Origin of the sequence: Thermostichus lividus PCC 6715 (assembly GCF_002754935.1) — a bacterium.
Classification (GTDB): Bacteria; Cyanobacteriota; Cyanobacteriia; order Thermosynechococcales; family Thermosynechococcaceae; genus Thermosynechococcus; species Thermosynechococcus lividus.
In genome coordinates this window covers 429,967-448,086 of record NZ_CP018092.1, presented here as the reverse complement: position 1 = coordinate 448,086, position 18,120 = coordinate 429,967, and the positions used below count along the sequence as shown (strand labels likewise).

Below are 18,120 nucleotides of genomic sequence, written 5' to 3'. Positions count from 1 at the left end.
GCCACAGAGATAGTGAACGCACCATAGTCCTGCCGCACATCTAGATCAATTGCAGCATAGCAGGTTGGGGCATCCCTGCTTCAAGCTCTGCAAAACGGACGACCGAAATTCTCTGGCACTGAGCATCTATGCTGTACCCTTCGTCACTATGAACCGCTCTGCCCCTAGTAGGCCACCATACCCATGCGCCATAAAGTCTAGTGAATGAAAACCTAATGAAAACCTAGTGAATGCGTCGGTGTAGTCTGCTCTCTGTATCCCTAGTATTTCAGTGTAGTCTGCTCTCTGTATTCCTAGTATTTCAGTCCTGTAGTGGCTTAACAAACCTCAATGAGCCTTGTATGTAAAAACTGCCTTAAGTTACAGTGTTAAGAGCAAGAAAATTTCTTCAATTATGAAGAGTGAACTCAAAATATCTTGGGGGCACTATAACCTTTTAAGTATCTTTACTCTATGATATTGACACTCCCACCGACGACCTTCCCTTTGCAGTTAACTTTGCGCATGGGCTTACGTAGGCTGCTACCTGGTCATACTCTGCTTGTTGAATTCAAATACCAACCATAAGCATGCACGTCTTCCACCTCAACCACTCAGACATCGTTGGTGGAGCTGCTCGTGCTGCCTATCGTATCCACTGTGCTTTGCGCACGGCAGACGTGGATTCTAGGTTAATGACTGATGTTGCTATATCTGGGGATTGGACAGTTCAAGCACCAAACAGCAAAATTACCAAGGCATGGGTGGTGCTGCGACCTCATCTGGGTAGTTTAGCCACCCGCCTGTTGCGCACCGACAACCCAGTTCTTCATTCCCCATCCATCTTTCCTTCCGGTCGGTTACGGCGCTTAAACACCTGTGAGGCAGATCTAGTGCACTTGCACTGGGTACAAAATGAAATGCTTTCAGTGGCTGACATTGGCCGCTTGCAAAAACCTCTGGTCTGGACGCTTCATGATATGTGGGCATTTTGCGGGGCAGAGCACTACGCAGAAGATCGGCGCTGGCAAGAGGGCTATCGCGCCAATAATCGTCCAGCCTATGAACGCGGCGTTGACCTCAATCGCTGGACATGGGAGCGTAAACGCAAACACTGGAAACATCCCATCCAAATCGTGACCCCTAGTCAGTGGCTGGCGGCGTGTGTCCGTCAGAGTGCTTTGATGCACGATTGGCCAGTTACTGTGATTCCTAACCCCATCGATACGGAAGCTTGGCAGCCGCTAAACCGTGAGTTGGCACGTAAGCTACTTAATTTACCGCTGGAGGTTCCCTTAGTGCTATTTGGGGCAGTAGGGGGCACTCGTGATCCGCGCAAGGGATTTGACCTATTGCAGGCGGCGTTGCAGTCTCTACAGGTTAACGTGTCTGGGTTAGAACTGCTTGTTTTTGGTGAGCGTCAACCACAACAACCGCCAGATCTTGGGTTTCCTACTCATTATGCAGGACACCTCTATGATGATGTTAGTTTGCGAATATTGTATAGTGCCGCGGATGTGATGGTTGTTCCGTCCCGTCAGGATAACCTACCCAATACAGCCATTGAATCGATTGCATGTGGTACACCTGTTGTCGCCTTTGCGGTTGGTGGCTTACCAGATATTGTGACTCATCAGCAAACGGGTTATTTGGCCACTCCTTTTGACGCGGCTGATTTGGCTCACGGCATTCAATGGGTGATTGAGGACTCGTATCGTCACGCTCAACTTTGCGCAAATGCCCGGGCGTTTGCAGTTCGGGAGTTTGCCTATCCGGTGGTAGCAAAGCAGTACCTTGCGGTGTATGAGGAGGTGCTAGCGCGGCATCGTACTCAACCTCGGCCTGCTTAAGGTGCTAAATGCGTTGCCTGCGGCGATTTACTGTGGCTGGTGAGAAGCCGCGATTTTTGGTAATATAAATTAACAATTACAATTGCTAAAATTTAGCACTGCCATGACTGCCACGCTTACTCCTAACGTGACCCTACAACAACGAACAACGGCGATCGCCCAGCGGTTAGGCATTCGCAAATTTGATCTAGGCGGTGCCCACGTTGATGAAGTGAGCGTTCAGGTGCAGCAAGGGGAGCCGAAGCAAGTCAAGGCATCCCAGCGATCTGGCATTACGGTGCGGGTCTGGAATGCTGCAGGTCGCTTGGGGGTCACCAGTACTACCCAATTGGATGATCAGGGGCTAGAAACGGCTCTAGGCATGGCGCTGGAAGCCAGCGAGTTTGGGGTAGATGAGCATATTCCAGACTTTAGCCCACTGGCAACGGCACCCCTTGCGGAACTATCGCTGCCAGAGGCACAGCCCCTCGCCCCTGCCAAAATGCTTTTGGATCACCTGATTGCTGCTGAGCAGGAACTTCTTGGCCGCCACCCGGCGATCGCCAGTGTGCCCTACAACGGCCTTAGCCAGCGATGCACAGAGCGGTTTTATCTCAACAGCGATGGCGCCAATCGCCAGCAACGCACTACAACGACGACTCTCTACCTTTACAGCAAAACCGAGGAAGCAGGTCGTAAGCCCCGTAGCGCTGGTGCCATGCGCCTCAGCGCCGATCTCGAGCAATTAGATATTAACGGCTGCATTGAAGAAGTGGCGGACAAAACCATTCGTCATCTTGACTATGCCCCTATTCCATCGGGGCAGTACCCAGTGCTTTTTTCGCCTCAAGCCTTTTTGAGTTTGCTCAATGCCTTTTCTAACCTATTCAATGCTCAAAATATCCTTGATCGTCAAAGCCTGTCGAGTCCTGATTCTCTCCACCAGGCGATCGCTGCGCCACTGCTAACGATTTACGACGATGCCCGCCACCCCCACAATATTGGTCAACCGTTATTTGATGGGGAAGGAACCCCCACTCGCCGCATTCCTTTAATTGAAGCAGGTTGCCTTACGGGGCTATACCACAGCGCGGGCACGGCGGTTCGCTTTGGCTGCCAACCGACAGGTCATGCCAACCTAGGCGCTAAAGTCACCGTCAGTGGCTATTTTTACGATGTGCTGCCGGGTCAGACAACGGCGGCTCAGTACCGGCGCGATCGCGCCGATGGCGTTGTCTGGATTGATGAACTCCATGCCCTGCACGCCGGGGTCAAAGCTCTTCAAGGCTCGTTTTCCTTACCCTTTGATGGGTGGCTCCTACGGAATGGAGACGCGATTAGCATTGAATCTGCCACAGTTGCTGGGGACATTCGCACCCTGCTGCACCAGATTCTTTACCTTGCGCCAGAGCCAGCATTTACCCCCTATGGAATGTGCCCTGAGGTCTGGGTTGCTCCCTTGGCGATTACTGGTGAGTGACGCACTTTTGGCGTTGCTGAATAGACCTATGATTTTCGGGTTTGAGTCTTTTGCCGCCCTCTCCCAAAGGAGAGGGAACAAGAATCTTGGCTCCCTTCTCCCCAAGGAGAAGGGTTGGGGATGGGGGCAATTCATAGCCACATTCAGCAATGCCTCAAACAGAATAAAACCTATCGCGGTTAGCTGGCATTACTCACTCTTTATCATCTACTGCCATCATTTGCTGGAGCGCACGCAGGCCTTTTTTAATTTGCCGAGATACGGTTACGGCACTTAAACCGAGTAGCTCAGCAGTTTCTTTCTGGCTTAAATCGTGGAGAAAGACAAACTCTAAAATCTGACAGGTGCGGCTTTCGAGTTTCTGGAGGCACTGCTGCAAACGCAACCGATCTTCTTGGGCTAACTGAAAGCTTTGGTACCGTTGGTCAGGGACAATATCGCCAAGGGACGCTCCTTCGTCCTCGCCTTCAACCGTGGGAGCATCCAAGCTGATAGGGGTGGCATGGTAGGTAGCTAACTTGGCAGCTTCCCATTCTTCAAGGGGTACCTCAAGGGCATGGGCAATTTCACTGTCGGTAGGACAGCGGTTGAGTTGTTGCCGCAGGTCTTGGCTAACGCGCTTGGCTTGGTACTGCAAGGTGTACCATCGCCGTGGTACACGAATTTGTGGGCTTTTATCCCGCAGGTAGTGCTGGATTTCACCGCGGATATAGGGCATGGCAAACGAGCTAAAAGCTACCCCTTTACTGGGGTCAAAGCGCTCGATCGCCCGAATTAAGCCCATACAGCCAATTTGCATTAAGTCCTCAAAGCTCTCCTGAGAGAACTGCACCCAGCGATAGGCTTCTTTGCGGACTAACCCTAGGTTAAGCTGCACCAGTTGATTACGCAGTTCTAGTGTTGGTGTTGCTTGATAGGTCTGTAGTAAGGATAGGGTCGAAGTTTTTAACTCGGCATTATCGCTGTTGAGGGTATGCAGTGGCATAGGCTACACAATCTCTTGGTAATCTTACAGTTAACAACCCCAGCAGTGCTGAGGTAAATGGCACACCCGATCGCTGCCTCTCAGCATATTAAGTCCATACTCCACGATCCCGTACCTTAGTATGAGTACACATCCGTGATTCTGCTGTGATCTTGACCACAGGCTAAATTAAATTTTTATTAACCCCTCCTAAGTGGCAGCCTGTAGCGATCCGAGGGCGATCGCCCCCCAGAGGGCCACCCCCAACCCAATGCGGTACCAGATAAACACCCACGTTGAGTGCCGCTGCAAAAATTTTAAGAGCCAAGCAATCGCTAAATAGGAAAACACCATGCTTGATACAATGGCCACCAGTAGGGGAATAAACAAGGTGCCCTCCTCAAACACATCTTTGGCCTGTACCAACGTCGCGATCGTCAAGGTGGGAATGCCCAGTAAAAAAGAAAAACGAGCCGCCGTTTCCCGATTCAGCCCCAAAAAGAGCGCCGTCGTTAAGGTTGACCCCGATCGCGATGCCCCCGGCAACAGGGCGATGACTTGGCCACAGCCCACCAGAATGCCATCCCAAATGCCAATGTCCTGATAGGCGCGCTTGCGAGATCCGAATTTTTCGGCTAACCCCAGCAGAACTGCCATGGTGATCGCCATGGTGGCAATAATCTCTGGAGTATCCAGCACCACCTTCGCTTGCTTCAAAATAAATCCCACCCCTAAGGCAGGGAGCGTACCAACAGTAATGCCGATCAAGAGCTTCCACTCATCCCGCTGCCAGTCCTTTTGCTGCCATGCCTGCCACGCACCCATGACAATTTGGCGAAGGTCAGGCCAAAAGTACCAGAACACAGCAATGACACTACCAAACTGCATGGCATCCAGTGCTGTCTTGTGCCAAACGCCCTTCCAGCCCAATACATCACTAAACAGAATTAAATGAGCGGTACTGCTGATGGGCAAAAACTCCGTGATGCCCTGAACCAGTCCCAAAACAATTGCTTGCAGCCATGTTACCCAATCTGCCATCCATACCTCCGGTCATCCCCTTTTAGACAGCGGGAGGATGCCAACCCGTAGTATTGTATCGGCATTAGGGGGACGGACAGGTCTTAAAGTCCGGTGAATTGACATCAAAATTACACTGATACACCACTGGCGCTTGCCAGCTTAAGGGAATTTCCAGCAGATCGCGAGTGCCGGTAATGCCTTGCAAAAGAAACAACACTAAGGCAACGGTATTCAGGCTCATGTGAATGCGTCGCCACGTTAGGGTTCTATCTTGATAAATGTCACGGACAATCGCCACCGAAAAAATCATTAGCATAACGGCCACTAAACCAAAGTAAAAGTGGGATGCCCACCACTCATCATCCCGCCGGAACACCCCGGGCTGAAAGGCTAGAACCACCACCCCCATGCCGGAAAGGGTGGCAAACACACCCCGCCATAGCGTCGACTGCGCCCGGTACAGCAGCGCCGTTGCCCCAATGGTGACGATAAACATTAAGGCGACTAAGATGACTGAGAGGGGCTGCAGGGTATTAGTTTCTGCTTGCATCAAAAAGCCCTGAAAGCCAAAGATCACCGAGTAGGCTAGAGCCACGAGGGTGATCCCGACAACTCCAGCCGCCAACAGATTGCCCAACTGAACGTGGAGCGACCCCACGGTCGGTGGAATTGTTGATTTCGTGGCCAGCCGCCGCTCACGCGTTTGCAAGGCAAAGAAGGTGGTGATGCCAATCACCGGAAAGACAAAGGTGCAGGCAAGGATGGGGTGCAGCAGCAGAATAATATCTTTGAGGTTGAGAAACATTGTCCTGAAGCCGTTGAGTGTGCAACAAACAAATCGGTAGCATCACTGTTGCCGCTCGATGGTGGCGTTGGAGCGCTGCGCTAGGACAGGGCTCCCGCGTGGTTGAACGGCCAGTAGCAGGCGATCGCCCGACCAATGACATTCTCGACAGGTAAAACCCCCCAGATGTGCGAGTCATTACTATGATTGCGATTATCACCCATGACGAAGAGGGTGTTGGCTGGCACAGTGAGGGGGGGCATGGTATAAACGGGCGGCTCTGCGATGTAGGGTTCTTGCAGGGGCTGATGGTTCACCCATACTTGACCATTCTCTACCGCGACTGTATCCCCCGCCGTGGCAATAACTCGCTTAATGAGGGCTTGATCGCGACTGTAGCCCATAGTTTGCAATAAAGGTGGCGCATAAAAGACAACAATATCCCCTATCTGGGGCGGTCGGTGGCGGTAAGTAATTTTTTCAACCACAATGCGATCGCCTGGCCAGAGGGTTGGCTCCATTGACTCCGAGGGAATAAACCGCGACTCCGCCACAAAAAAACGCACCAGTAGGGTCAGCAGTACAGCCATCACAATGATCAGAATATTGGCCTTTAGGGACTGCCAACGAGATGGGGGGGATGGTTCAGTGATGGAGGAACCCATGGGCTAACGGTGAGAGGGCACTCCCTATTGTATCGGATTAGCTTTCGCCCCTGCCCTGAAAACAGGCCTTGGCTAGCTCTAGATCCCTGCAACCTTAGTACAACCGCTCCAGCACATAGTCGGTTAACTGACTAAGGGCGTGACGCGGTTCAGACGGGGGCAGCACCTCAAGGGCAGGCAGGGCAGCCTTAGCGTACTGTTTGGCGAGGTCGCGAGCTTCTTCAATGGCACCACTTTGGCGCACTAGGGTAAGGGCGGTATCGAGATCCCCCTCTTCACTAAATTCGCGCTCAATGAGGGTGTGTAGGTAAGGTGCCCGCGGCAGGGCAAATAAAACGGGTGCTGTCAAGTTACCGTCCCGCAAATCGGAGCCAGCGGGTTTCCCCAGCTCTGTGGTGGAGCGGGTAAAGTCAAGAATGTCATCCACAATTTGGAAGGCTAATCCCAAGTTTTTGCCGTAGGTGTACATGGCTTCGATGGTGGCGGCGGGTGCTTCACTCAGTACGGCTGCTGCTTTGGCACTGTTGGCAATGAGGGAGGCGGTTTTGTAGTAGGTCTTTAGAAGATAGTCGTCAAAGGTGAGGCTCGTATCAAAACGGTTAAACCCTTGGCGAATTTCCCCTTCAGCAAAGTCTTTGATCACTTGTGACAGCAGTTTCACAACTTCTAGGTTATCGAGGTCAGCAAGGTACCATGAGGCTTGGGCAAAGAGGAAGTCTCCGGCTTGAATGGCAACCCGATTGCCAAAGACACTGTTGACCGTGGGTACCCCTCGCCGCAGTTGTGCCTGATCGACAACATCGTCATGAAATAGGCTGGCGGTGTGGATCATTTCTGTAATTTCCGCAAGGCGGCAGTGACGCGCCGTAATGGTGTGATCCGGTAGGGTGGCGCGCGAAACCAAAAAGACAATGGCAGGACGGATTCGCTTCCCATTGGCAGCAAAGAGGTGTTCGGCGGCGGCGGACAGTACAGCGTGTTGCGCCCCAATAAGTGCTTTGAGGTTCTGTGTCAGTACACAGAGGTCTGCTTCAACGGGCGAAAAAAGAGAAGTTACCGAAGTCATGGACGGGGTGGCCGCATAAGTTACGAAATTTTACAGAATCCTAGTTGTATTCTAAGCGAACCGTCCAATCTTGGGTAAGGGTCAGGCTCAATTTTCAGGGAGTTGTCCGATTGAGTGACCTACCAGTGGTGGCATCAAAGAGGTATAGGTGGGGGTCGGCAACCGTAAAGCGCAGGCGATCGCCCAGTTGGGGAATCCACCCCCTAGGGGCAAGCCACAGTAGCTCCAACTCGCTTTCTAGCAGTTGGCAGCGAACAATTGCTTCTCGTCCTAAGGGTTCAACAAGGGTGGCGATCGCCCCTAGACCTTCTTTGTGCTCAAAGGGCTGAGGCTGCAAGTGCTCTGGGCGTAGGCCAACCACGAGGGCTTGGTTGGGCTGAAGCAGTGGTTTATAGAGGGCGGGGCACGGCAATTGTTGATCCTTAACCCACAGGGTTTGGTCATGCCAACGCGCCGACAACAAATTCATGGGTGGACTGCCCAAGAACCGCGCCACCATCGTATTGGCGGGTTGTTCGTACAGGCTGGCGGCAGTGCCAATCTGCTGTATCTGTCCGCGATCTAGGACAACTAGCTGATCCCCCAAGGTCATGGCTTCCACTTGGTCATGGGTGACGTACAGGGTGGTAATCCCCAGCCGCTGGTGCAACTGCTTTAACTCAGCGCGGGTGTCCTCCCGCAGTTGGGCATCAAGATTAGAAAGCGGTTCATCCAGTAAAAAAATTTGGGGCGATCGCGCCAGTGCTCGACCTAAAGCGACCCGCTGTTGTTGGCCGCCGGAAAGTTGACGGGGTTTGCGCTGCAAGAGTGAGTCAATGCCCAGCATTGTGGCCACCTGCTGCACCCGCTGCTGCCGCGTCGTTGCGTCTGCGCCCCGCATCTTTAGGCCAAAGCCAAGGTTTTCAGCGACGCTCATGTGGGGATAAAGCGCATAGTTCTGGAACACCATCGCCACATCGCGATCGCGACCACTGAGGTCATTCACGCAGCGATCGCCAATATAGATCTGACCGCTGGTGGGCTGCTCAAGACCCGCAATTAGGCGCAAAAGAGTGGACTTACCACAGCCAGAGGGACCCACAATCACCCATAGTTCCCCCGCAGGAACGGTTAAGGAAATAGGCCCAATACCTCCGGATGGGTGAAATCGCCGGCAGACCTCACTTAAGCGCAGCGTTGCCGTCATGCCCTCCTCCAGCAGTTTCCCATGGCCAATGGCAAGCAGCGGCTCACCTGATCTAACGCAGGCCTAACCACGTAAAAAAATCTTGGCGTGTCAGCAGTTCCAGCACTAATAGTGCCACAAACCCTACCATAGCAAAGCGTCCGTTCATTCGCTCTGCGTAGCGAGACCAACCAAACTGGGGGACAATTCCTCAGGCTCGTTCATCACTACCTCCAAGAAACCCTGCCGTTTTAGGGCAGGGAGGGACAGGAGCGGCAACTGAGCGAGGCTCGACGCCTCCGAAGTTGCCGTACAGGGGTACTAGTCTCACAGAGTTTACAATATTTTACAATATAATGAATGTAGGACATGGAAAAAGCTTACAGCTACCGCTTCTATCCCACTGCCGAACAGGAATCGCTCCTGCGTCGAACGCTGGGTTGTGTGCGCTTGATGTATCACCGTGCGCTAGCGGCAAGGACTGAAGCTTGGTATGAACGACAAGAGCGAATTGATTATGTTCAAAGCTCTGCTTTGTTGACGGCGTGGAAAAAGCAGGATGACCTGCAATTTCTCAACGAGGTCAGCAGCGTTCCTTTGTAGCAAGGATTGAGGCATCTGCAATCCGCTTTCAGCAACTTCTTTGCAGGGCGGGCGAAATATCCCAACTTCAAAAAGAAGCGCAACGGCGGTAGTGCAGAATTTACTAAGTCTGCCTTCAGGTGGAAAGACGGTAAGGTGTTTCTGGCAAAGTGCTCCGAGCCATTGACTATCCGATGGTCTAGGCAATTACCAGACGGTGTTGAGCCATCCACCGTTACCATCCGATTGAATGCTGCGGGGCAGTGGTACATCAGCCTGCGGTTTGACGACCCGCGCGATTTGACCTTGCCACCTTCCACCAACGCTGTAGGCTTGGATGTAGGGATTAGCAGTCTTGTCACCCTGAGTACAGGCGAAAAGGTTGCCAATCCCAAGCATCTTGACCAGCGAGACAAACAACTGCGACGGGCACAAAAGGCATTGAGTCGCAAGCAAAAGGGGTCTCGCAATCGAGAAAAAGCACGACTTAACCTTGCTCGAATCCACCAACAGATTGCCAACGCCAGACAAGACCATCTGCACAGGGTAACGACGCGGCTCATCCGTGAAAACCAAACGATTGCCGTTGCCTGTGCGGGAGTGGGATTGTCCCAACTGTGGAGTCCACCATGACCGAGATATGAATGCAGCGATAAACATGTTGGCCGTGGGACACACGGTGTCAGTCTGTGGAGCTAACGTAAGACCTGATGAGCACACGCTCAAAGGGCAGTTGCGCAAGTCCAGCAATGGAAAGAAGCAGAAACCTAAGTCGTGAGGCTTGGGAATCCCCGCTGCTTGCGGCGGGGAGGATGTCAACTAGTTGCGGGTGGGCAGCTCAAAGACAAATCCCTCATAGTAGAGGAGTTGGCCGTCTTCACTCTTGACAGGACGCGCACTTTCACAAATCGTAGTAATACTGTCATCAACTCGATACACCTTAGATACAAGGTTCTGAACAACACCACGACTTTGAACTTGCTGCTGAAACCTTTCCCAAGCGCTACTCTCCACGTAGGGACGCTGGGTGTGGTGCTCAATATCTGCTAGCCAGTCCTGAGCATCAGCATAGCCATAGATGCGTGCAAGGGTGTCATTCACTTTAAAATACACCCCCTCCGGCGAGCTTTGATAAATGCCAATTGCCGCTTCCTCAAACATTTGCCGATACTTTTCTTCAGCCGCTTGCAGTGAGGATACTAGCTCCCGTCGTTCTTCAATGATTTCCTGTAATTGCTGATTTTGCTTCTTAAGGAGGGCATTTTTTTGCCGCAGTTTACGCTGCAACAGTGCAATAGTGAGTTGGTTTTTGACCCGAGCTAGCACTTCCGCCTGCTGAAACGGCTTACTGACGTAGTCCGCACCCCCTACCTCAAAGGCTTTTACCTTATCGAAGACGTCATCCAGTGCACTAATAAAAATAACTGGAATAGACTGGGTCTTGGGGTTTTCCTTGAGGGTTTGGCACACTTCATAGCCGTTCATGTCTGGCATCATGATATCAAGGAGAATGACATCCGGTGGCTCTGCTTCAATTCCCATGAGTGCCATTTGACCACTAATGGCTCCGCGGACATCGTAGCCCTCCATTTGCAGTAAGGCAGTCAAGACTTCAACATTTTCAGGGGTATCATCGACAATTAAGATGCTGCCCGCCCCTGAATCAAAGAGGTCGGTGGTCATGCGGTGGCCTCCCAATGGCGATCGTGGGTCAGTGCACTAGATAGTCCCCATCCTATCAAACGTGCCCCTGTTTCTGGGCATGGAGGCAACCATAGCGACCACTGGGGAGCGTGTTAGCTTCTGACTAGAATAATCAGAAATAATCAGAATTGAGGCATCCTCAAATGTACGGAGTAGGTGAGAAGGGGAGTCTTGGGCTGTATGAGCCTGCTAGTTGCCCCCAAACGGGTGACGCCAGAGGTTACCTGCTTTAGCCTCTTTGTCGCAATGACCTCCCGCAGGGGCTTGAGCAAGTTTATCGAATGTGAGCGAAAAAAACCATCCGCTTGCGGCGGGGAGGATGTCAATAGTTGCCTATGCCAGATTATAGAAACCGGAGGGTTCGGGAACCGGATAAAACCTCGCTCGTTCACGACGGAGATACAGAACGGTTCCCGCGTCTACGGCAGTAGGGAGAGTCAGCCTTGACATTCTTCGATATACCGTTTCACTGTCTGGGCTGAAACGTTCCCGGTAGTACCCCAATAATAACTGTCTGCCCAGAGTTGGGATTTTTCATGCAGGTTTTTGAGATGTGGAAATTCCATTCTGAGCCGTCTTGAACTGTACCCTTTCATGATGGTCACCGCCTGAGAAGCTAACATTCTAGGAGGAAACGACACAAACACATGAACATGATCCATCAAGGTTCGGTCTACCTCAATGGCGATTAGTTCCATATCGTTGTTTTCAATCGCTTCAGTCACATACCTTTTGGTTGCTTCAATGATTGCTTCGTTGGTAAATATTTTGCGGCGCTTGAACGGAATCCAGACAAAGTGATGTCCTGACTGATACGTGCAATGACGAGTCGATTTTAGCTGTGTACCATCTTCTCTCATACGGTTGCTATTCACGTAAATCGGCATCTATAATAACTGCATACCATCTTAACCCAATGATGTTTTTAGCCGTCCAAAAAGATATTTTTCAACCTGACAAGCAGCTTGCTCAGTTGCTTACTGAGTTAGCGCGTCTTGCCAACAATCTCTACAACCAAGGCGTGTATGAGTCTCGGCAATACTTCTTTGAGCAAGGACGGAAACCGTTCAAGGTTCTGAAGTATGTCAACCTCTACGCAAAACTGAAGGAGAGTGAAAACGGGAAGCTGTTACATTCTCAGGCTGCACAGCAAGTGTTGAAATCTGTGAATGAGGCGTTCAAAAGCTTCAAATCACTCTCAAAACTGTTCAAACTGGGGCAGTTCGAACATGAACCAAAATTGCCGCGATACCGCACCAAAGGCGGGTTGTATCAGGTCGTATTCACGGGGCAATCCCTGAAAGTAGAGAAAGGCTTGATTCGAGTTCCTTTGGGCAACGGTGGAAAAGCTGCAGTTGGAAGAGATGCGTTCTACATCCCGTTACCAGAACGATTAAAGGATGTGCATATCCGAGAACTGCGATTCATTCCGACGAATGGGCAGTGGGTTGTTGAGTATGTTTACTTCACGATGGACAAGACTGCTCAATGCTGCAAATTGTGTCCTGAAAACGTTTTAGCGCTTGACTCAGGACTGAATAACCTCTTGGCCGGCGTGACAAATACTGGACTTGCCTTTGTGCTGGATGGTAGAGGGTTGAAATCTCGAAACCAATGGTTCAATAAGCAGGTTGCCAAATTCAAATCGATTCTGACTCATGGCAAGCCATCTATGAAGGGCGCGACCTCGAAGCGAATCCAACTTATTACCCATAAGCGAAATTGCTACGTGCGAGACTACATCAACAAAGCAGCACGGTGGGTCGTCAACTTCTGCTTGGAAAACGACATCGATACGATCATCTACGGTCGAAACAACGGGCAGAAAGATGAAATCAATTTGGGTGCAAAAACGAATCAGGAGTTCGTGCAAATTCCGCACTACAAGCTGTTTGGACGAATTAAGCAGCTTTGTTTAATTTTCGGGATTCGATTAGTCGAAACCGAAGAATCGTATACGTCTCAAGCCTCGTTTTTTGATAATGACTTCTTGCCTACGTTCGGCGAAAAACCTGAAGGGTGGAAGGCATCAGGAAAACGAATTCTTAGAGGTCTGTATCGAACTGCTCAAGGATGGCTTATCAATGCAGACTGTAATGGAGCCTGCAACATCATGAGAAAGGTAAGCACAAAGCTCAATATCGATTTGAGTGGAGTGTGTAGAGGGGCTGTGGCAGCCCCTTCTAAGGTCAAGTTAGAGCAGATTGGCTTTGCTCTAGCCTAACTCAGAGAAGCCTCGCCGTTCCACGGCGGGGAGTGTCACTGGTTCTTAAAGGCATAGGAGCCACGATACTGGGTGAGCTGCCCCAATTCGGTTAGCGATCGCGTTCCTGAGTAGAGTTGATCATTAATTTCCCACGTAGGATAGCCTTGAATCCCCTTTGCCCGGCAGCGCTCTACTTGGGGGTTGGCACCATTGGGATCACATTCAACGTAGGTGAGTTCACGGACGGCTTCTTTGCCAAATAGTTCTTTTTGATCGTGGCAGTGGCTACACCAATAGGCACCGTACATCACGGCACCGCTTTGGGTTAGATGGCGTGCCAAGGCAATTTCCGCAGGCCCAGAGGTATTGACGATGGGTATCCCAGGGCCACTGTCATCCCGCACCATCGTTGTGTTGTAAACGCCAAATACCCCCACCAGTGTAATCACTGCTACAATAAAGCCTGTAAAAAATAATTGGCCGCGATCGCCCCAGTCATGACCAATCACTGCCAATACTAAAAAGGCCCAGCTAAAGAGAGCGGAGGCAATACAGTAGGGGCAAGACGCTTGAATGGCGGTGGCCAAAATGTACATTAAATAGCTACTAAAGGCCGCCATGGCGGTGGCACCTATAAATAGCAGCATCCACGTCGTGCCCTCTGCGCGCTTGCGCAACTCCTTTTGTTGGGGCTGGTGCAGCAGCAGTGGGAAGAGTGCCAGCGACAGCATCCCTGTGTAGGCCACAAACCCCAATAGGGATAGGGGAATGCCAAACACAGTTGCCCACGGGCTATTGAGTACAATGTCGCAACCATTGGTTGGACAGGTGACATCCTGATTGGTTAACTTTGCGATCGTCAAGTAAGCGGTAACCGCCATCCCCGCAAGGGCAATACCGCTAATAAACCAGCGGGACCAGCGATGAATCCAAGGAGTTGAGCGACGTCGAACCATAGGTTAACCTCCGGGTGACACCGAGGACACAAGCACCCTCAGGAATTTATCCAGTTCATTATAGCTTGAGAGGTAAGCTGCCTTAGACAGGGCAGCACCTAGGTCAACAGACGGGGCATTGGGGTATGAGACCCCCCATCTGGGCAGGCCAACGCTATAGAATTGAAAGGAATAGGGGTAGGGGGATACCGTGGTGTGTGCTTGGAACAGCGTCGTCAAACTCGCAGCCATGAGCCACAACTAAATAGCCAGAGGATCGCAGTATGATTACGACAGATGCAAGATGTAGTTGAGTCAGAATTTCAGCAACAAGTGGAGCGCCTCCATCGGTTAACGGTTTACATGCGATGGAGTATGGTTTTTGTGCTGTGGTTGACGGTGGGGCTAGCCAGTTTGTGGGGCTTTCGCTACGAGATGAGCTTGCTCAAGGAGCATTTTACGTGGGCCGCTCTGCGCTACGGCATTATGTTTAATCGTCTGCCTTCGTTGGGCTTAGCGTTTTGTATTGGCCTCACCCTCAGTGTTCTCTACTGGCAGACCCGCAATATTTTGTGGGGGCGATCGCCCAAGTGGCAACAACGGTTAGAGAAACAAGTGTTGCGTATTCGCCATCAGGGAGCGCAGCATCCCCTATGGCATTGGGTGTGTCGGCAATGACTGTTTTTGTGGCACTGACCAACCGTTGAGGTTGGGAGTCAGACTTTTTCGATGGGGGGTCGCCCTAGCAGCCCTTGAGGGCGCAGCAGCAGGATAAGAAACAAAATGCCAAAGGCCACTGCATCACGAAAGCCGGAGGCTGCAGCGGGAATCATCGCTTCAATTAACCCAATCAAAAACCCTGCCAGCATGGTTCCGGGTAAGCTCCCCAGCCCCCCCAAAACAATGACAGCTAAGCCCTTAAGACCAAAGGTGACACCAAACTGCGGGCCTGTGATACTGACACTAGAGGCAACAAGGGTACCGGCAACTGCTGCAAGGGCACTGCTAACAAAAAACGTCAGGGTAATGATGCGATCGCCATCAATTCCCACTAGGGTAGCCGCCAGCGGATTTTCCGCCACTGCTTGTAGGGCTTTGCCTAGGCGGGTATAGTTCACCCAATAGGTTAGCGCCACCATCAATACTAGGGAAACACTGAGGATCACAAATTGACTGCTGCGCAGGCTCAACTCACCAAGGCGAAGCGTTAAAGGCAGCGCACCGTAGAGTTGATCAGGGTAGGTGTAAACCTCAGCCCCGACAAGGTATTGAATGAGGTTAGTTAAGAGCACAGCCACCCCTAGACTAGCCACAACGGTGAGGAGCGTATCGGCACGTTGCTGGCGTAATGGCCGAAAAACCCCCCATTCAATGGCAACCCCTAGCAGCCCACAGAGCAAGCTACTCAAGATCAGAGCAGCCGCAAAGGGCAAGGCAATGGGCAGTTGCCAGTTGGCTAAGATGCCATTAAAGCCAAAGCGCCCCCCCAACAATGCATAGGTGATGTAAGCCCCTACGGCGAATAGAGCACCGTGGGCAAAGTTAATGATGCCGAGAATTGAAAACACCAGTGTATAGCCAAGGGCAAAAATGGCATAGACACTGCCCGTGGCTAGCCCATCTACAACAAGTTGCAGGCTGGGAATCACCATCGGGGTTATGTCCCTTCCACCAGAGCACGATAGGCACTAGCAGAAAGGGTGCCGGTGGGGGGAGTGGTCACCTGAACCTGCACTAGCCAACCCTCACCATAGGGATCTAGGGCAATTTGCTCAGGATTCTCGACAACGGCCTCGTTAACAGCAATCACCGTTCCGGCAAAGGGAGCGTACAAATCTTCTACTGCCTTGACCGACTCTATGGTGCCAAACCGCTTACCGGGGTCTAGGGTGTCTCCTACAGCGGGTAGCTCAACAAATACAATGTCCCCCAGTTGATCCACTGCAAAGGCGCTAATGCCAAGGGTGGCTATCTCTCCTTCAAGGCGGAGGTACTCGTGGGTGTCAAGGTATTGCAGATCGTCGGGGTAGGTGAGGGTCATAGGCACTTAAGGTGAGGGGGCATTATTCGGAGCGATCGCCCATGCGACCAAGGCGTACAGCAGCAATAAAACAACCGAGGCCAAGGGGCACACTGAGGACTAAAATCCCTGTGGTGAGGGCGGTGCCAAGCTGGGCATCCCCGGAGCTTAGCTCAAAAATAGACCCAATTGTGGCGATCGCCGCAATACAGGCTACTAACAAGTAGAGGTAACTTTTCAGCACTCAGGGTGTCCTCAAGCAGCAATGGAGCGCACTGTGCTGTTGGCAAACCCGTGTTCCTTCAGCTCGTGGCGCAACAATGCCTGATTTTCCACCCGATCCACAAACATCACACCCATGAGGTGATCAATTTCGTGTTGGATGGCACGCGCCAGCAGCCCCCCAGCCACGAGGGTCTGAGGCCGTCCCCACTCATCTTTGTAGGCCACTTCCACCATGGCGGGTCGGCGCACCTCCAGAAATACCCCCGGAATACTGAGGCAGCCTTCCTGAGATAGTTCTAAGTCCTCACTCACCTCCTTGATCACCGGGTTAATCATCACCAAGGGGGGAACGTCAGGATCATCAAGGTGAATATCAATAACCAAAATTTGTTTATTAATCCCGACTTGAGGAGCGGCCAAACCAATGCCATCGGCACTGTACATCGTTTGAAGCATTTGTCGGACAATTTGACGAACACTGTCATCGACCTTGGCAACCCGCTTGGCGGGCTGACGCAGGATGCGATCGCCAAGGTAATGCAGTTGCAACGGCGGCTTTTTTAACTTTTTCTTTTCAATACCAAGGGATTCAGAGGTAGCCATAGGACACGTAAAGGACAACAAAACTTAATCACTGTAAATAGCCTAACGAATTTTGCTGCCGTTGGCCTACTGCTCCACCGATGCACTACTGACACTCGGCAGCAGACGTTGCTGCTCCTCAAGGGCGGCTTTATAGCGCTCTAAATCTTCCTCAAGGTGGGCAATTTGCTCATCGCGAGCCTCCATTTCCACCCGTACCGTGAAGATGCGTTGTACCTGCACCCAAACGTTAAAGACCCACGCAAAAAACGGCACCAATCCCCATCGCCACAATCAACTCGACGCAGAGGGGGGCTTGAATGACTTTTCCTTCAATGATTTTGATACTAACAGGATCCGTATTTTGAATACTAAAGAGAACTAGAGCCAAGCCAATGACAAATATCATAACGAAGTTTAACTGTCGCATAGGGCATCCTGCCACACACTCACGGTCTGAGGCTGATCATACCACCGTGGTTAATCGTCGATCACACTAGCATTGACTTCTACTGCGGTAACATCAATTGTTCCAGGCGGTGTTAACCGCTGAAACTGGCGATCGCGCACCACCAGCACTTCACCACAGGCCGGGCACTGAGTTTGGGTGTTATTGAGACTGCTAAATTCAAACCTACACACTGGACAGGCGGCGGTCACCAGCGTCCATCGCAACCACAGTTGCAACCCTACCACCAACAGTACTGGTGTCACCATCAGAATGAGCAGCAGAATCGCAACGGACTGCACCAACCAGCCCAACCCCAACACCCCCAACAGCCACGTCACTACTAAGATGGTGAGCCAAAAACGTAGGGTCGGGTTCAAGCTGGCAAACTTTAGGGTCATGGCAATCCCTCCAAGGGCATTGCCGCTATTGTAGCTTAGGCGGTCGGTGTATCCTAGAATCC

19 protein-coding genes and 2 pseudogenes are annotated in these 18,120 nt (G+C 51.7%); 5 read left to right on the top strand and 16 right to left on the bottom strand.

From position 1 onward, the window contains the following. The first annotated feature begins 569 nt into the window (after positions 1–569). Both BRW62_RS02305 and BRW62_RS02300 read left to right on the top strand, forming a co-directional pair. A complete protein-coding gene (locus BRW62_RS02305; protein WP_099798107.1) occupies positions 570–1,829 on the top strand; it encodes a glycosyltransferase family 4 protein in 1,260 nt (419 codons plus the stop codon). Positions 1,830–1,932: 103 nt separating this feature from the next. Beyond that, on the top strand, positions 1,933–3,288 hold the full coding sequence (locus BRW62_RS02300; RefSeq protein ID WP_099798105.1) for a TldD/PmbA family protein: 1,356 nt from the start codon (positions 1,933–1,935) through the stop codon (positions 3,286–3,288). Positions 3,289–3,481: 193 nt separating this feature from the next. On the opposite strand, the gene BRW62_RS02295 is transcribed toward BRW62_RS02300, so the two are convergent. The 7 genes from BRW62_RS02295 to BRW62_RS02265 form a co-directional block, all read right to left on the bottom strand. Next, a complete protein-coding gene (locus tag BRW62_RS02295) occupies positions 3,482–4,273 on the bottom strand; it encodes an RNA polymerase sigma factor SigF (RefSeq protein ID WP_099798103.1) in 792 nt (263 codons plus the stop codon). A gap of 189 nt (positions 4,274–4,462) precedes the next feature. Next, the gene (locus tag BRW62_RS02290) at positions 4,463–5,293 is read right to left on the bottom strand and encodes an undecaprenyl-diphosphate phosphatase (protein ID WP_099798102.1); all 831 of its coding nucleotides are present in this window, start codon (positions 5,291–5,293) and stop codon (positions 4,463–4,465) included. A 64-nt stretch (positions 5,294–5,357) separates the two neighbouring features. Further along, positions 5,358–6,080 (bottom strand): DUF4079 domain-containing protein, encoded by a 723-nt coding sequence (locus BRW62_RS02285; RefSeq protein ID WP_099798100.1) that lies wholly within the window; start codon positions 6,078–6,080, stop codon positions 5,358–5,360. An 80-nt stretch (positions 6,081–6,160) separates the two neighbouring features. After that, entirely contained in the window at positions 6,161–6,724 is a 564-nt protein-coding gene (gene lepB, locus BRW62_RS02280; RefSeq protein WP_099798098.1) for a signal peptidase I, read from the bottom strand. A gap of 94 nt (positions 6,725–6,818) precedes the next feature. After that, positions 6,819–7,790 (bottom strand): solanesyl diphosphate synthase, encoded by a 972-nt coding sequence (gene sds / locus BRW62_RS02275; RefSeq protein WP_099798096.1) that lies wholly within the window; start codon positions 7,788–7,790, stop codon positions 6,819–6,821. Between the two features lie 94 nt (positions 7,791–7,884). Next, entirely contained in the window at positions 7,885–8,976 is a 1,092-nt protein-coding gene (locus tag BRW62_RS02270) for an ABC transporter ATP-binding protein (protein ID WP_099798094.1), read from the bottom strand. Positions 8,977–9,028: 52 nt separating this feature from the next. Next, complete coding sequence (locus tag BRW62_RS02265; RefSeq protein WP_227517638.1) at positions 9,029–9,163, bottom strand: chlorophyll a/b-binding protein; 135 nt, start codon at positions 9,161–9,163, stop codon at positions 9,029–9,031. 161 nt (positions 9,164–9,324) lie between these two features. Between BRW62_RS02265 and BRW62_RS15010 the strand changes: the two are divergent. After that, a pseudogene (locus BRW62_RS15010) lies at positions 9,325–10,315 on the top strand (RNA-guided endonuclease InsQ/TnpB family protein). A 41-nt stretch (positions 10,316–10,356) separates the two neighbouring features. Here BRW62_RS15010 and BRW62_RS02255 read toward each other — a convergent pair. Next, entirely contained in the window at positions 10,357–11,220 is an 864-nt protein-coding gene (locus BRW62_RS02255; protein ID WP_099798090.1) for a response regulator, read from the bottom strand. Between the two features lie 458 nt (positions 11,221–11,678). Then, positions 11,679–12,128, bottom strand: a complete 450-nt coding sequence (gene tnpA, locus BRW62_RS02250; protein WP_099798088.1) for an IS200/IS605 family transposase — start codon at positions 12,126–12,128, stop codon at positions 11,679–11,681. Positions 12,129–12,157: 29 nt separating this feature from the next. On the opposite strand from tnpA, the gene BRW62_RS02245 reads away from it, so the two are divergent. Beyond that, positions 12,158–13,465, top strand: a complete 1,308-nt coding sequence (locus tag BRW62_RS02245; RefSeq protein WP_198406114.1) for an RNA-guided endonuclease InsQ/TnpB family protein — start codon at positions 12,158–12,160, stop codon at positions 13,463–13,465. A 35-nt stretch (positions 13,466–13,500) separates the two neighbouring features. On the opposite strand, the gene BRW62_RS02240 is transcribed toward BRW62_RS02245, so the two are convergent. Next, the gene (locus BRW62_RS02240; RefSeq protein WP_099798086.1) at positions 13,501–14,403 is read right to left on the bottom strand and encodes a vitamin K epoxide reductase family protein; all 903 of its coding nucleotides are present in this window, start codon (positions 14,401–14,403) and stop codon (positions 13,501–13,503) included. A gap of 276 nt (positions 14,404–14,679) precedes the next feature. Between BRW62_RS02240 and BRW62_RS02235 the strand changes: the two genes are divergently transcribed. Continuing rightward, positions 14,680–15,060: a hypothetical protein gene (locus BRW62_RS02235; RefSeq protein ID WP_099798084.1), complete on the top strand. Its 381-nt coding sequence runs from the start codon at positions 14,680–14,682 to the stop codon at positions 15,058–15,060. Positions 15,061–15,098: 38 nt separating this feature from the next. On the opposite strand, the gene BRW62_RS02230 is transcribed toward BRW62_RS02235, so the two are convergent. The 6 genes and pseudogenes from BRW62_RS02230 to BRW62_RS02205 all read right to left on the bottom strand — a co-directional run bounded on the left by BRW62_RS02230 (position 15,099) and on the right by BRW62_RS02205 (position 18,058). After that, entirely contained in the window at positions 15,099–16,034 is a 936-nt protein-coding gene (locus BRW62_RS02230; protein WP_099798082.1) for a branched-chain amino acid ABC transporter permease, read from the bottom strand. 5 nt (positions 16,035–16,039) lie between these two features. After that, entirely contained in the window at positions 16,040–16,423 is a 384-nt protein-coding gene (gcvH, locus tag BRW62_RS02225) for a glycine cleavage system protein GcvH (RefSeq protein ID WP_099798080.1), read from the bottom strand. A gap of 22 nt (positions 16,424–16,445) precedes the next feature. Then, entirely contained in the window at positions 16,446–16,646 is a 201-nt protein-coding gene (locus tag BRW62_RS02220) for a hypothetical protein (RefSeq protein ID WP_099798079.1), read from the bottom strand. 11 nt (positions 16,647–16,657) lie between these two features. Then, complete coding sequence (gene def, locus BRW62_RS02215) at positions 16,658–17,230, bottom strand: peptide deformylase (RefSeq protein ID WP_099798077.1); 573 nt, start codon at positions 17,228–17,230, stop codon at positions 16,658–16,660. Positions 17,231–17,296: 66 nt separating this feature from the next. After that, positions 17,297–17,639, bottom strand: a pseudogene (locus BRW62_RS15005) (LapA family protein). 50 nt (positions 17,640–17,689) lie between these two features. Further along, the gene (locus BRW62_RS02205; RefSeq protein WP_099798075.1) at positions 17,690–18,058 is read right to left on the bottom strand and encodes a hypothetical protein; all 369 of its coding nucleotides are present in this window, start codon (positions 18,056–18,058) and stop codon (positions 17,690–17,692) included. Positions 18,059–18,120 lie beyond the last annotated feature (62 nt).